The sequence below is a fragment of the Shewanella sp. Pdp11 genome (assembly GCF_002838165.1).
GTDB lineage: Bacteria > Pseudomonadota > Gammaproteobacteria > Enterobacterales > Shewanellaceae > Shewanella > Shewanella hafniensis.
The window spans coordinates 1974309-1989803 of sequence record NZ_CP015194.1 but is presented as its reverse complement, the minus strand read 5'-3'; the positions used below and the strand labels follow the sequence as shown (position 1 = coordinate 1989803).

The following is a 15495-nucleotide window of genomic DNA, read 5'->3' as shown; positions in this document are numbered from 1 at the left end:
AGGTTAATTATGACTTTCCAAGATAAGGATACAAAAATTCACTAACTTCTCTTGAAGCGATACCAATATCAACTTTTATGCCCTCTTTCTCTAGAGCATAAAGACCCTTTCCATTGTTCCTTTCATCAGGATCTAGAATAGCAACTACAACTCTCTTAATTCCTGATTTAATGATTACAGAAGAACATGCCGGAGTTCTGCCAACAAATGAACATGGCTCAAGAGTGACATATGCAGTCACTTCTTCCATAGGGCCATCATAAGCACTAATCGCTTCGACCTCAGCATGGTTGCCACCAATTTTCTGTGTGAATCCTTCGGCAATGACTTGCCCGCCTAGAACGAGAACGCAACCTACCGGAGGATTTGGATGGCACTCAGGCAGAGCAGCCCGAGATACCTCCAATGCTTTAAGCATAAATGCCTTGTCTAGATTCATCTAAAGTTCCATTTCATTGAATATGTAGTCATTCAATATCACACGTTTGAAAAGTAACTTTCGCGTTACTTCAGGGACATCTACTTCGTTACACACGGATTCAAACTCTTGGATAATCGTATTAATCTGCGATCTGATAATTTCTTCTGCTTTTTCGGCCTTAATATTGAAGCTTGGTGCTGCTTTCAGACAAAGTGATAACAGAGACAAATTTGAATTGTCGAAGAGCTTCATTCCATGATTTGCCTCCCCACAGCTACGGTTTTGTGGACAAATATCATAAGCAGGTGATAGAGATATTTTATCCCCTTCGACAAAGAAAGCGTGATTGCGAGCATGGTCATCCGTATTGCCGATCAGCACGTTAAATACCATTCGTGCAAATAGCTCTTGGCTATCAGAGGCAAATGCAATGCAATACTGCTTCATAACGTTTACTAGGTCTACATAAGAAGCCTCGCTAGCCCATGCTTCATCTAAGCCTAAAACTGTCAGTCCGGACACCATAGAGCGACGACACCAAATACCACCAATCAACTCTCTATCGAATCGTTTAACAAGAAGAACATCTTTGCCTAATGCTTTTTTTAATACAACTTCGGCCACATTGAGTCCGGCTAACTTAGCTAACTTCATGGCTACGTATTCTGAATAGACAACCTCGTAAGTATCATTTTGGGATGAAAATTTAGCAATATACTTAGCTTCACCACCAGTGATCATCGCTTTCGGACGAGCACCTCCCAGCGATGTACAATGCATAAGTGCTTTATCCAAATCCAACGGGATTTTCTTACCTTGAGCGACGATTTCAGACACCAGGTATAACTCTTCAAGCGTGGCAGCATCAGTAGAACGATCAACATACTCAGTGGCCGATTCTTGAAAGTCGAGAGAACCGAACCGGTCTGAAGCGGAATGCATCAAATACGTCATTTCGTTAAACTCAGCATCGTAGCCTTTGCTCATCAGCCGAGAAATAATGGCCCTACGTCCCCAAACATCAGAAGCTGCATCACGCAAGCATGAGAATATAGACATGCCTTGAACTGGCTGCATAGTACCAGCAGAAAGCGGTAATTCATGTGAGTAAATTGGCTCTGCATCTGGACGCTTCAAGTAAGACTGACCATAGGTAAAATGTTGGCCAGATTCATCAATAGTGAGTCTACCGGCTGCCACAGGTTCTGACTGTCCTCTAAGCCATTTCCAAACGAAGCATTGGTTACTAGAAGTCGTCATCCAAAATTACCTTTTTCCTTCTTACTCGATTAGGCAGCAGTGCTTCTATTTTCGCATTTGTTTTATGTTTAATAGCAAACCGATTTTCATCGGGTTCAAATAAGGAAACACCTAACACCCAAGCAGTTTCGAAGTAAAGTCCGATACTTACAGACGGATCACCCTTAAGAATCTTTATCATAGTGGGCTTAGATGCCCCAACTCGTGAACACAGCTCTTCTACTGTGATTTTCTTTTCCTTACGCTGGATTGAAAGCAGAGTGGCGAAATGAGCTAGTGCAGCACTAGCAACAGTGCCAACTTGAATTTTATTCCTTCCCATAGAAAATTACTCTTCACCATAAACAAATTAGAGTAAACAGTAATTTACCAAAACCTAAATGTCAAAGTAATAGCTCAGAACTAGATTGGTAAAAACTAATTTACCGCAATAAATTTAAAGTAAACTATATTTTACCAAACAGCAGTCATTGAACGAAAGAAAATGAACAGTAGAGATCCAATCTGAACTCTCTAGTGAGTCATTGCTTGAACACGCTTCGGTGAAAAACGTTTTAAGGCATCAATCCACTTCTGGATATTTTCCAAGCTACAATTTTCAGCTGATATATCTATCTTCATCGCGATATTAAAGGACAGCACTTAAGCATTAGCATCAGTAAATCACTTTTTGAGGAGCATACTGAGTTTGATACTCAGTATTTAATGGGCTTGGAAATGATGATGCTATTGTAGATGTATAAAGTTGATATATCTGGCTATTGAGAGTTGTTTACCGCGGATTCAAGCAGTTATTAGGATCGTCCCGAGTCTCAATTTTGACACCGCCGAACAATTCTGGGTTGAGTAGATTATTGAAGCTTAAGTTAAGCTAACGTTTAGCAGTAATGTTAAGCGTTAGTCACTTACTCGAAACCCCGAAAGGGTTCGCTTTTTTTCTGGCTTGAATCGAATGGAGTATCCCAAATTGAAGCAGGGAAAGTTAACTCAAATCTAAACAACTAGATTTAAATACGAGTAAATCACTCTGCCGTGACAAAGCTAAACTCTACTTTGTACTTCTTAAGCGTCAAGTTTGGAACTACACGAGAAGCAGCGATAGCTTTGTCATCAAAGTCACCAGCAACAAGAATACCTCTGCTATCGACGTCATCTTCAGAGATAAGAATATCTCCCATGTAACTTAAAATTTGGGCGATAGCTCTTTGCCCTGCAACGCCTGTCTTAAGTTCAATAACAACGGTTTTACCATTCGCATCACGCGCCGTAATATCAATAAAACCCGACTCAACAGAGCGCTCCTTGCCCTCATCGATTATCTTCAGCCCTTGTTCAAGTTGCTCAATATTCAACCGCAAAGCCGCTTGCATATCTTTCTCAAGACTAATGCTATGGAGTGGCTTTTGTTCGCTAATCTCTCTCTCTTCTACAGACTCATATTCAAACGATTGATCTAAAACATTAAATCCTTCTTCTTTAAAACGTATATAACGCCTTATCGCATCTCGATATGATGCTAAATTATTGTAAGGGTCGCCATCAAAAGGGATCTTTGTAGGGTTCAGTCGATTGCTTTGCCTATCCGCTTGCGTGTATGTGAGTTCAACAATGAGAGAGTTTAGGCCATCTGTTTCATGAAGCTTATCAAGATCACCATAATGACTTTCAACACGTCCTGCACGGTGCATTTGGGCCGCGATGGTATTGTTTGCATACCCCTGTAACCCAAGCCAAGCTCTATACTCTTCAGATTTCATAAATCCTCTTTGCATTTCATGTTGAACACGATTGGAAACCTAGCAATGCTCAATTACGGAACCAGCATACTCATTAGTAACTCCAGCTTTGGCTGAGTGCTTCAGCTTGTTTAAGACAAAGCTCGATCGCCTCATCAGCTTTATCCGGCGGATACTTCCATTTACGCAGTGCTCGGCGGACAAGGTTACGTAACTTAGCACGCACACTGTCACGCACTTGCCAATCAACAGATGTCGATTTACGCAGTTGCTCAGTGACAAACTTGGCTAACTCTCTGAGATTGTTATCGCCAAGCTCCTTGACTGCAGATTCGTTTTGAATCAATGCACGGTAAAATGCAATTTCATCGGTGCTTAAGCCAGACTTAGCCGCCATCTCAGCATCTGCGGCCATGTCTTTGGCCATTTGAATAAGTTCTTCAATCACTTGAGCAGTTTCAATAGCGCGATTATGATATTTACGCAGGGTTTCTAAAATGCGGTCAGAGTATTTTTTCTCCGATACCACATCCGTTTTCATCCGTGCTTTAACTTCATCTCGCAGTAGTCGTTCGAGCAAATCTACGGCGAGATTTTTCTCCTTCATATTCGCCACGTCTTCCATAAACTCCGGCGATAACAAACCAATATTGGGTTTATCTAAGCCCACCAACTTAAAAATATCATCAACGCCTTCAGCAATAATCGCATTATCGATGATTTGTTTAAGGGCGGTGTTTTTTTCCTCATCGGTGCGGCGTTTGTCGACTGTGGTAAATTTACCCAGTGCACTTTTTACTGCGGCAAAAAAGGCAATTTCAGTTTTAAGGGGAGCCACTTCATCTAATGTACCGCATAGGGTGTACGCTTTACTGAGTGCCGCCATCACATCTAAAAAGCGTTTTTTACCGTCAAGCTTACCATCGCCCGAGTTAGGTAAACTTAAAATATGATTCATCACTTTAGGCAATAATTGCAATGCGTGGGTTTCATAGTCACTGTAATCACAGCCATGTAGCATGCCGCGCACAATATCCATTTTTTCAAGTAATACCGCAAACGCTTCGTGGGCATCATGGGTAGGCTGACCGCGACCGTTTGAATTAGTGTAAGTGTGCAGCGCGGCTTTTAATTCATTGGCAATACCAATGTAATCGACCACTAAACCACCGGGCTTGTCTTTAAATACCCGATTAACGCGGGCAATGGCCTGCATTAAATTATGACCTTTCATGGGTTTGTCGATGTACATAGTGTGGCAATTTGGCGCATCAAAGCCCGTTAGCCACATATCGCGCACTATTACCAATTGCAGCGGGTCGTTTACATCTTTAAAGCGTTTTTCAAACAGCTTTTTAGTTTCTTTATTATAAATGTGTGGTTGTAGCTTAGCTTTGTCTGACGCTGAGCCCGTCATAACAATTTTGATTGCCCCTTTGGCAGGATCATCATCATGCCAGTCGGGCTTAATGGCGACTATAGCATTATATAAATCAGCACAAATTTCGCGGCTCATGGCCACTATCATGCCTTTACCTGCTATGGTACTAATGCGTTCACTAAAATGAGTCACTAAGTCTTGTGCGACTAAATTGACTCTGGGTTTACTGCCAACCAACTTTTCCAGCGCCGCCCATTTTGACTTAGTGTTTTCTCGGCTCGAAATATCTTCTTCGTCCTCAATCACTTCATCCACGTCATCATTTAAGCTTTCAATATCTGCTTGGTTGATATCCAGTTTGGCAAGGCGTGATTCATAATAAATAGGCACAGTGGCACCATCGTCTACCGCATCTTGAATATCGTAAACCGACACATAATCACCAAATACAGCGCGAGTATCTTTATCGGCAACATCAATAGGTGTGCCGGTAAAGCCAATAAACGTCGCCGCAGGCAGCGCATCGCGTAAGTGCTTAGAATAACCAAAGGTATATTCGCCTGTTTTACTGTTTAACTTGGCTTTATCGCCATATTGGCTGCGATGGGCTTCATCTGAGATCACCACAATATTGTGGCGTTCACTCAACTTAGGGTGAATTTTTTCATCGGCTAACAGGGCAAACTTTTGAATAGTGGTAAATATAATGCCACCCGCTTGGCGGGCAGTTAACATATCACGAAGCTCGTCCCTATCCCCTGCTTGCACTGGGGTTTGTTTTAAAGTATCGGCTGCCATGCAAAAAGTATTGTAAAGCTGGCCGTCTAAATCATTGCGGTCTGTTACTACCACTATGGTTGGGTTATTCATTTGCGGCTGTGCCATAAGCTTACCCGCATAGCACAGCATCGAAATCGACTTGCCTGAGCCTTGGGTATGCCATACCACGCCAGCTTTACCTGAGCCCGCTTTAACTTTATTACTGTAATTTGCTCTGGGCTCATTCACTGCAAGCTCACCCGTCTGCGCCGCCGCAATCAACGTGGCTTTTACCGCTTCGCGTACCGCGTGGAACTGATGATAGCCTGCTATTTTTTTAATGGTTTTACCATCATCTTCTTCAAACAAAATAAAGTGGCGCAAATAATCTAAAAACAAGGCAGGCTGGAAAAAACCTTTCACTAAGGTCTCTAACTGGTACTCAAATAGCGGCTTGTCGTCTTCACTGTTTACGGTGCGCCACGGTACAAAGCGCTCTTTATTGGCAGTCAGCGAACCTACTCTTGCGGTTAAACCATCACTAACAACAAGCGCCTCGTTAAAAATAAATAAATCGGGCAGCTCATCTTTATAGGTTTGAATTTGTTGAAACGCCTGCCAAATATCGGCGTTATTATCAATGGGATTTTTCAGCTCTAGTAGCGCCAACGGTAAGCCGTTAATAAACACCATCACATCGGGGCGTCGATTGCCTTTAGTGCCCGTTAAAGTGAACTGATTCACCACCAAAAACTGGTTTTTATTGACATCGTTAAAGTCCACCAGCTGCACATAGTCAGTTTTACTTTCATCATTAACTTTGTATTCTACTTTTACGCCTTGCAACAACGCTTGATGAAACCCTTTATTATTTTTAATGAGTATGGGGGTTTCGGCTTTACCTAAGCTCAGCGCTACTTCTTCAAGGGTTGCAATGGGAATATGCGGGTTAATCACTTTAAGTTGCGCCAATAATCGCCCGTGTAATATCACTTGGCGATAATCACTGCGTTCTGCCGCTGGTTCATTAGGGGCAATATCGTAGCCACAAATATATTGATAGCCGATGCCTTGAAACCAATTAAGGCAAAGTTGTTCGAGCTGGTCTTCCGTGATCATTTTATCCCCTTAACATTAAGCGGCCATCGGCCACATCGACCATCAACTCAATCAGTTGAATTAACATTTTATGGTTATCTGTTGCTGGATACCAAATAGGACGAATACCTAATTCAAATAATCTACCCTCAACCGCTTGGCGTTTGTCATCATCCGCTTCTAAAGCGGAAACAACCTGTTCACTATTTTCAGTTGCTGTTGGTGGCTGCTCAATAGGTTTAACGGGTAATGCCAATAGAGCAAAATGCTCAGGAATGACAAACTCACCATCTTTGCGCACCTGTTCAAACAGCTCCATGGTTTTATCTTGCTGTAACGAACAACCTAAAAACAATAATGAATGACTGATATAAATTTGGCGAAGTGCTTTAGGAAGTTGCTTACGATAATCAATACCACCACTTCCGTAACCTTGTTCATATTGCGTTCGAGTAAAAATATAAGATTCAGACTGCGTGGCGTCACCATGTAACTTTAATAAACAGCGCTCACCCTTAAGTAACTTAGCGACAAAATTATGATTTTCTTGTAGACCATACAAAATCCCATCAAATTCAGAGGCCGTTTTATGCGCTTTAAACCAGCTCTCAATTAAGGTATCAAAATTAGTGGTAACCATGGCGCCTGCACACAAGCGCGGCAGTAATTTAATCACGTCTGGCACAAGGGTTTTATCTTGTTCAATTGTCGATTTAATTCTAAACGTAGTGCGGATATGATTATTGAGTTGCGAAGATGATGCATCTGCTAAGAGTTGTGCTAACTCTAAATAGCGCTCGTTAGCTAAGAGCTCTTCAACTTGCGCATTATCAACATTAGTCAGCTTTTTACCCAGATCTTTAAGTACCGTATCCCAACTTGGGTAACCTGCAGCAGCTGAAACCCCAGCACCAACAAAAGGCGCCACTTTCTTTTTTTTAATTAAGGCAATCAAGTCTGACACAACCGAGTCTTGTTGCGTCGCATCAACATAGTTAATTGCCTCTCGGTGTTTATCACGCAATTGCTCGCCATTCCAATTATCAAACTCATCTAAATAGGCGTTGCGATCAACCCAATACAACACCTCACTGGCTTTATATTGGTGGGTATGCTCAGTATCTTTTATGCTGCGAATGCTGAGTAAATCCCCTTCATCTAATGCGTCATTAAACAAGGAATTTGAGTTCAAACCATTTTGTAAATACTGCTCAACTTTTTCAATTAAGTCAGCACTTTGCTTTATTTGTTCAATCGCCATTTAAAAATCCGTTTCATTGGTATCTATGCTGAGTTTGCCTGAGAGCAGTTTAGGAAGCAGAGCATCTCTTGTGCTAGCTAACTCTATTGACTGATTACTTTGCAGTATATTCACAAAGGGAATGATTAGTTGTTCAAACTCATTTTGTAAAGTGACTGGAGGTGCTAGTAAATCAATTGTCTCTAAATCTTTTCTTTTTATACTGGCTTGGACAGTTACAACTAAGCGAGCATCAATATCATGTCTAAATCTAAGACTATCCATTTGGTAATACATAAAATAAGGTGAAACTTTTTTACGTTCGAACCGCATTCCAAGTAAGTTTTGCGCGATGGCAACTTTTACACCTTTAGGTACCATACAAATACGACCAATTGTACCTACTGTAGATATCATAATATCTTCAGCTTCAAGGTGCGCTCTAAACCAAGAATTAAATGTTTCAATATCAACGTATTTTGAAGTATCTAAACTTGGCTTAATTGACCCATCAGGTAAATGTTTAACCTCAAGTAAAGGGATGCCACTTTCTACAGTCGGCGGCGTCCTTCCTCGATTATCAATATACTTTCTAATAATATCCTTGAAACCAACAACCCCCCAACCTTCTGGTATTTCACCTAGTTCTGAGTCGACTAGGTTATCTGGGAATAAAGAGGCGGTGGCTTGTAGTTGTTGGTATTGCTCTGGATGTTGTTGATAAAGCTGGTCAAGCTCTGTTTGGTCTTTGCCGCTGATGACAGCCATTGCAGCACGCTGCGCATTTTCACCTACAACATTGGCCGCTATTTTTGCGCGTACGGGGTCAAAATCGACAAACCAGCTTTTAAACATTGCCTTCGCAATTTGCTCTAAGGTTTGGTTGGTTTGGCGGTTAAGTTCGATTTTAGAGTCATATACAGAAATCCATTTACCAAGCTTTTCTCTATCCTGTTTTTTTTCAGGTATTCTGATTGGTAATGCATGTGCATTTTCGCGGTTTAATCCAGGGACTGCACTATCAGAATTCATCCCCTCTAAACCTAATGACTTTAATAGGTAATAAGTAAACTTAAGCTCATCAATACTGTCTTTTTCTACATAAAAAGAAGTATCGATTGGCCAAAAAGGGTCTGCTGATAAATGAACAGCACCAACACTGCCTTTTCTTCCAATAATAATACCAGGGCCATTTACATAACTCTTGTTATGATAATCCACACAGCCATTTGATCCAAAAACAGGAATATTACCTTCGGCACGTTGGGTTTTAGGTAAACCTTTTCCATAAACAAAAGGGCAATACTCGCCAACGGTTGTCTCTATCCAATTCATAAACCAATCCCACTTTTTTTAATCTGCTTAACTGCCACACCAATTAACCTTTTCATCAAATACTTACTCTTCATCACCAAGCTCCTTTTGCTGACTACTCAGTTGCTTTTGCACACGGGCGCGTTCTTTTTCAAGCTCGTGCTGTAGCTCTTCTTCGCTGGGTAGTTGAGTCAGGTATTTTGACGCAAATAACTGCTTGCTTTCGCTCAATACTGAGTATTTAGCCACTGTGTGGTTATGTTCGCTGCAGAGAATTAAACCAATGGTTGGGTTATCGTCAGGGCGGCGTTGTTGCTCTTCGTACATGCGCACGTACATGTCCATTTGCCCTACATCTTGATGGGTGAGCTTGTTGAGTTTTAAATCAATGAGCATAAAGCACTTAAGGTGGAAGTTGTAAAACACTAAATCTATGAAATAGTCGCCATCGTCAGTGCAAATACGTTGTTGACGCGCCACAAAGGCAAAGCCTTTACCTAGCTCTAATAAAAACTTTTGTAAGTTATTAATAATACCTTGCTCTAGGTCTGCTTCTTGGTAATGGCCACTGTCTAAATTTAAAAAGTCGAGAATGTAGGGGTCGCGTAAATAGTCTTGCGCATGTTCTGCCAGTGGTAAGGTATTTTGCTGGGCTTCTTGCTCTACGGGTTGTTTATTTTTACTGGCTAATAAGCGCTCGTAATACAAAGTGCCAACTTGACGTTCAAGCGCACGCACGCTCCAGTTTTGCTCGGCAGATTCTTGCATATACCAAAGCCGCGCCGCTTGGTTTTCAATCCGAATTAATTGACAGTAATGCGACCAGCTCAATTTTGCAGACACTGTCTGCAAAATTGGATACGCCAAGTAAAAGCTGCGCATATTAGCAAGGTTACGGCTAGAAAAGCCCTTACCGTATTCTTGAGTTAACTGTATTGAGAGCTGCTTAAGCTGATCTTTGCCATATTCGGCGCGGTTTAGACCTTGCTGCTCTTGCTCAACAATCAACTGGCCAATGTGCCAGTAAGCTTGCACCATGGCGCTATTAACCACGTGTTTAACTTGGCTTTGCGCTTGGTTAATCACTTGGCGAATATTTGCCAATAGCACAGGTACAACCGCTGCAGCAATATTGGGTTGTTTAGATTTCATAACCTAAGCCTTTGAGGTTTTGCTTTATTTGCGCCTCCAAACGCTCTGACTCTGCAAATTGCGTTTTAAGCTGGGCGGTTAAACGCGCCATTTTATCGACAAAGAGCTCGCCGTCGTCTGCAACATCTTCAGCACCCACATAACGCCCTGGGGTTAAGACAAAGTCGTGTTTGGTAATGCATGCTAAATCAACACTGGCACAAAAGCCTGCGCTGTCTTGGTAGTTATTAGCTTGCTGCCAATTATGAAAGGTGGCCGTTACTTGATCTAAATCGGCTTGGGTAAAGTCGCGCAAGACGCGGTCTTTCATATAACCTAAGTTACGCGCATCAATGAACAGTATTTTGCCACGGCGGTCGCTTAATTGACGGCCTGAGGCACTCACACGGGCATTTTTATTTTTAGTTAAAAACCAAATACAGGCTGGAATTTGGGTATTAGTAAATAGCTGGCCGGGCAAGGCCACCATGCATTCTACTAAATCTTGCTCAATGAGGGCTTTACGGATTGCACCTTCGTTATTGGTGTTTGACGACATAGAGCCATTAGCGAGTAACAAACCAACACTGCCATTGGGCGCGGTGTGATATAACATGTGTTGTAACCAAGCAAAGTTAGCATTGCCCGATGGCGGCTTGCCGTATGCCCAGCGTGGATCGTCGTCACTTACACCAACATCCCACTCTTTCATGTTAAATGGCGGGTTAGCCATTACAAAGTCGGCACGTAAATCTGGGTGTTGATCGTTGGTATAGGTATTGGCAGGCTCTTTACCAAAGTTAAAATCGATACCACGGATCGCCATATTCATTGAGGCTAACTGCCATGTAGTATGGTTGTATTCTTGCCCGTAAATAGACACATCGCCAATTTTACCTTGATGGGCATGAATAAAATGCTCACTTTGGACAAAGAAACCACCCGAGCCCATGGCTGGGTCGTAGACACGGCCTTTAAAGGGTTCCATCATTTGTACCATCAGGCTGACAATTGATTTAGGGGTATAGAACTGCCCCCCCTTTTTACCCTCAGCTAATGCAAATTGGCCAAGCATGTACTCATAAACATGACCAAGAATATCTTTTGAATTTAATGACGCATGCACAAAAGGAATAGTCGCTATTAAGTCGATTAATTCGGCCAATTTAACTTGGTCAATTTGCAAACGGGTGTATTGCTTATTAAGCACGCCTTTAAGTTTTGGATTGGCAACTTCAATGGCATCGAGCGCGTTATCAATTAAATGACCCACAGAGTTGATTTTAATGGTTTTATTGTTACCGATTGGCAGCTCAGCACCACCAATTACCGCTTTATTATTGTCTTGTAAAAATGACCAGCGCGCTTGGGTTGGCACCCAAAAAGTATTGGTTTCAAGATAATAATCGCGTTGCTCTAACTCAGCTGCTAATTCTTCGCGGTATTCTTGAGAATCAGCCCCACCAAAGTCATCAGGGTCTAAAAAATAGTCACTAGCTGGGTGATTAAAGGCAGCGATTAATTCATCTTGGCGAATTTTAAATGCATCGGACACGTATTTGATAAACACCAAGCCGAGCACTGCGTGTTTGTACTGGGCAGCATCGAGGGTTGAGCGCAGTTTATCAGCGGCGTTCCACAATTTTTTTTCGAGCTCAGTGAGAAATTCTTGTTCAGTTTTTTGCATGAGTTCCAGCTTACTTCATTAAATAACAAAGAATGAGAAGATAAATAGCCACCGAGGGCACTTTCATCGGCTTGATGGTCAGAGAAGAGACGCTAGCCATTAGCATAGTCGCTCAAGTTTAACCGCTCAGCGGTTGCGAGTTTAACTATGCTCACGACAATACGAACCACTTAGCAGCAGGTGACATTATATTTTGTTATTGAGTTTGCCACAAAGTCCTTAAGTAACCTAGGGTTAGAACAGCAATTACCCTGTAATTATCTTATTTTGTGTTTTACATCAAAACCAAATAACGTGGACATTTCATCATAAATATCCAATCAACTGATTAATTTGCCCGAGGATGTGCTTACTTATCTATGTGGGGAACAGGGACGACCTCGCAATGAAGCCTTAACAGGCTGAAATAATAAAATTATTATTTCAGATGGCAGTACCAAAGTGTGCAGCCGACTTCATCTACTGGTAATGCATTGTAAAATCTTTGTATACCCTTCAAAAGGCACTTAGGTGCCTTTTGTCGTTTTTGGAAATTAGAGATTGTTTGTTAGCGATAAAACCGTTCGGTGAGTTCATCACACAGCAGAGTACGATAGATAATTCGTTGCTTAAGTGATGCCGCATCTTGCGCGGTTAATAAAGGCTGACGAGTCTTTTTATCAGGCCTTGTGGTTAGCTCCTCATAGAGCTGCTCATGAAGTCGTTTAATGTCGCTAAAAATGTGTAAGGATTGAGAAAACAGCATGACCTTATCGTAATAGCCTTGCCCTATCCCATCATGCCATTTCAATAAAATGGTTTGCCGCGCGGCTTTTGTCTTAAAGGAATGCTCCATTTCGACGGCACAAATGGTTCCATCCACCTCCCTCACTATCCCATCCACATTTCGCACACTGCTGTGAGTAAAACGCCGTTTAAACTCGGGCTCAGTCATCATGGCACACCATAGCGGATTTGGCTCTCCATTAGGCTTGTGATGATGGATGCCTTTCAACAACACAAACTGCATGATTAAGTCGTGCATTAAAGTGTTCTGGTTCACTTGCAGCGCCGGATGCTCTTTCGCACGATAGTAGACTGCAACATTCAGTATCTCTTCGGCGTATTTTGCGCCGCTGTAAGTGAGTGTATAAACACGGCCATCGTGGGAACGATGGGTAGTAACAAGGCAGAGCAGTTGCTCTTGGACAAGCTTATTTAAATGCTCCAGAGATTGCCGATGGCTGATGCCATAGAGCCAAGCAATGTTACTCGGTGAAATCAGACCGAATCGAGCCACCAATTTCATGGTGAACTCGCGGCGGATTTTCCCCGTTTTATTGTTATTTACGCCAGGTCGATATTGCATATCGAAATTCAAAAACGGGTCGTATCGAAGTGGAAGATTCGCGACCGATTTATCCTTTGTGCTACTGTGTGATGTCATTAAAAATACCTTTGATTAAATGGGTACAATTAACTAGCCATCGAGGGGACAAATTTAACGCATTGATGATATTTTTGAGTGAATAGTTGCAGATTTTCATCACGATAAACTGCTTTCATCCTATCGGAATGAAAATAGCGATGAACATCGCTACCAAGCCAGCCTTTGGCTGATGAGTCACTTGCTGCGCAAACGACTCAGATGCCCTGAAGCGCCCGCCAGCTCTGATGACTCGTCATCGACGCTGGCTTACGAACTCCGTTCTAGCACTCCACGACATCAGACGCGCATGCACCGAGCTACGCTCTGTACTAACCGCATTTTCGCCGCTTACGTCGAGGGGGCGATGTGCCATCTTATTCCCCCTCGCGTCTCGCTCACTTTTCTCACGAAAAGTCTGGGGTTTAGCGGTGTATTTGTGCCAAATTCACCCCTAAATTTTGCTGAGGCAAAACTAAAATGCGGTTAGTACAGACCAGCTGTACATGCGCGTGCTCCTTTGAGCCATTACTGCGTAATCGCCCAAATCCGCGCTTGAAAGCTTGTTATCACAAGCACTTTTGTCGCAGAAAATCGTACCGATTTTTGCTCGTCAAAAGCACATTCTGTTAACGCCAACCTGCAAGCTCAGCATTAAAATGTCGTCACTAATGTGAGTGTGAAGTCCGAGACAAGATAAAAAATGAAAGAAAAACAACAAAACTCACTGAACATTTTTCTTGTTCACCATTGCGAAAAATATGCTTGAAAAAGTGCTTTTTTTCATTAATGTCAATTTAGGAGCTTTACTCTTAATCACATTAAAGGAATAACTGCATGACTGACAATAATCACAACGGCCCGATCGTAAACATTGATGGCACACCTATGATAAGTAACACAGGAGTCGATGTGCATGGCAACCCATTTGGCATTACTGAATCCGACACATCGGCGTGTAATAGCAGCATAAGCGATGATGCTTGGTCATTACCTAACGACACATTTAGCTGCGATTTCGACAGTGGATTTGGGGATGGTTTCTAATTATGCGCCGTCATCTAAACGACAAAACACTTGCCAAATGGATACCTTTAGTCCTTTTGAGCATTATCACTATCATGTGCTTTTGCTGGTTTATCTATACTGAGGATATGAATTGCCTTTTACCTCCGTTAATACTGCATATTAAGTACGCCTTCGGTGTTTTAGCCTATGATAGACGTTATGCAAATACACCCGAGCCCGAGGATCCATGGGTGCGTTTTAAATACATGATGTTCCGGTTTTGCTAAACCTCAACGTAACTAACCAGACAAAATAGTGAATGACGCCTATAGGGCGGTTAAGGAAAAATGATGGAATTTTTACTACCGATTGCGCTAATGATTATTGGCAGCATAGTGCTTGTGAAAAGATGTAAGCCAAAGAAATAGATAAGAAAAATCTCTGAAATTCGTGACCATTGTAAGGAATCTGCCTAAATGTTTAAGCAGTTTCCTTATTTAAATCGCATCTAAATCAATCTGGCTCAACCACCACTTCGAGCCAACAACTTTGGCCAGTTAGCTTGACGATTAAGTAAGGCGTCATCATCTGAGAAAGTTATTAAATAACTCAATCTCAACAGCACTCCAGTCAGGAAAGCGAATCGAACCAAACTGCCACAAATCCCCCTTAAAAAACTCTTGGCCCTTTCCTTCAACGTGGTCGTCGATAAGAATATCTCCCTTCAGCAATCCTTTGTTCGGAATGATGATAAGACGACTGACATATTCCATGCCTAAGTGTTGCTCTACCCAAATACGCTTCTCCATATAACACAATGGATTTTGCAAACTTGGCGCTGTGGCTATATAAGGTTCAATTTCTGGATGTTCAAGCATCTTTTTCATCACAGCAATGCCACCTATTTTAGGGGCTAAGCAGCTGAAAAATCCCAATTCAGCTTGAGGGTATGCCTGCTCAGGTTTCTGGAGTTTTTTAAAGGTTACAGCTTCTGTATAATTTACAAGCACATCGTCCATATCAACATATACGATTTTTGGCATAGCCTTACCATT

General features: G+C 42.1%; 12 protein-coding genes. 1 reads left to right on the top strand and 11 read right to left on the bottom strand.

What is annotated here, in order from left to right:
• Positions 1 to 7: 7 nt before the first annotated feature.
• The 10 genes from AYJ58_RS08760 to AYJ58_RS08715 form a co-directional block, all read right to left on the bottom strand.
• Positions 8 to 439 (bottom strand): bifunctional diaminohydroxyphosphoribosylaminopyrimidine deaminase/5-amino-6-(5-phosphoribosylamino)uracil reductase RibD, encoded by a 432-nt coding sequence (locus AYJ58_RS08760; protein WP_106649801.1) that lies wholly within the window; start codon positions 437 to 439, stop codon positions 8 to 10.
• On the bottom strand, positions 440 to 1681 hold the full coding sequence (locus AYJ58_RS08755) for a type II toxin-antitoxin system HipA family toxin (RefSeq protein ID WP_106649800.1): 1242 nt from the start codon (positions 1679 to 1681) through the stop codon (positions 440 to 442).
• On the bottom strand, positions 1668 to 2003 hold the full coding sequence (locus AYJ58_RS08750) for a helix-turn-helix domain-containing protein (protein WP_106649799.1): 336 nt from the start codon (positions 2001 to 2003) through the stop codon (positions 1668 to 1670). Before AYJ58_RS08750 ends, AYJ58_RS08755 begins: the two co-directional genes overlap by 14 nt.
• Positions 2004 to 2703: 700 nt before the next feature.
• On the bottom strand, positions 2704 to 3438 hold the full coding sequence (locus AYJ58_RS08745) for an endonuclease NucS domain-containing protein (protein WP_106649798.1): 735 nt from the start codon (positions 3436 to 3438) through the stop codon (positions 2704 to 2706).
• Positions 3439 to 3511: 73 nt separating this feature from the next.
• Entirely contained in the window at positions 3512 to 6676 is a 3165-nt protein-coding gene (locus tag AYJ58_RS08740) for a type I restriction endonuclease subunit R (RefSeq protein WP_106649797.1), read from the bottom strand.
• 1 nt (position 6677) lies between these two features.
• On the bottom strand, positions 6678 to 7916 hold the full coding sequence (locus AYJ58_RS08735; RefSeq protein WP_106649796.1) for an SIR2 family protein: 1239 nt from the start codon (positions 7914 to 7916) through the stop codon (positions 6678 to 6680).
• Positions 7917 to 9230, bottom strand: a complete 1314-nt coding sequence (locus AYJ58_RS08730) for a restriction endonuclease subunit S (protein ID WP_106649795.1) — start codon at positions 9228 to 9230, stop codon at positions 7917 to 7919. It lies immediately after the preceding gene.
• 63 nt (positions 9231 to 9293) lie between these two features.
• Positions 9294 to 10361, bottom strand: coding sequence for a PDDEXK nuclease domain-containing protein (locus tag AYJ58_RS08725; RefSeq protein WP_106649794.1), 1068 nt, complete (start codon positions 10359 to 10361; stop codon positions 9294 to 9296).
• On the bottom strand, positions 10351 to 12027 hold the full coding sequence (locus AYJ58_RS08720) for a class I SAM-dependent DNA methyltransferase (RefSeq protein WP_106649793.1): 1677 nt from the start codon (positions 12025 to 12027) through the stop codon (positions 10351 to 10353). The genes AYJ58_RS08725 and AYJ58_RS08720 overlap by 11 nt, the downstream gene beginning before the upstream one ends.
• A 547-nt stretch (positions 12028 to 12574) precedes the next feature.
• Positions 12575 to 13453: a hypothetical protein gene (locus AYJ58_RS08715; protein WP_106649792.1), complete on the bottom strand. Its 879-nt coding sequence runs from the start codon at positions 13451 to 13453 to the stop codon at positions 12575 to 12577.
• A gap of 816 nt (positions 13454 to 14269) precedes the next feature.
• Here AYJ58_RS08715 and AYJ58_RS08710 point away from each other — a divergent pair.
• A complete protein-coding gene (locus AYJ58_RS08710) occupies positions 14270 to 14479 on the top strand; it encodes a hypothetical protein (RefSeq protein WP_106649791.1) in 210 nt (69 codons plus the stop codon).
• 545 nt (positions 14480 to 15024) lie between these two features.
• Here AYJ58_RS08710 and AYJ58_RS08705 read toward each other — a convergent pair.
• Complete coding sequence (locus tag AYJ58_RS08705) at positions 15025 to 15483, bottom strand: 5' nucleotidase, NT5C type (RefSeq protein ID WP_106651785.1); 459 nt, start codon at positions 15481 to 15483, stop codon at positions 15025 to 15027.
• Between the last annotated feature and the right edge of the window lie 12 nt (positions 15484 to 15495).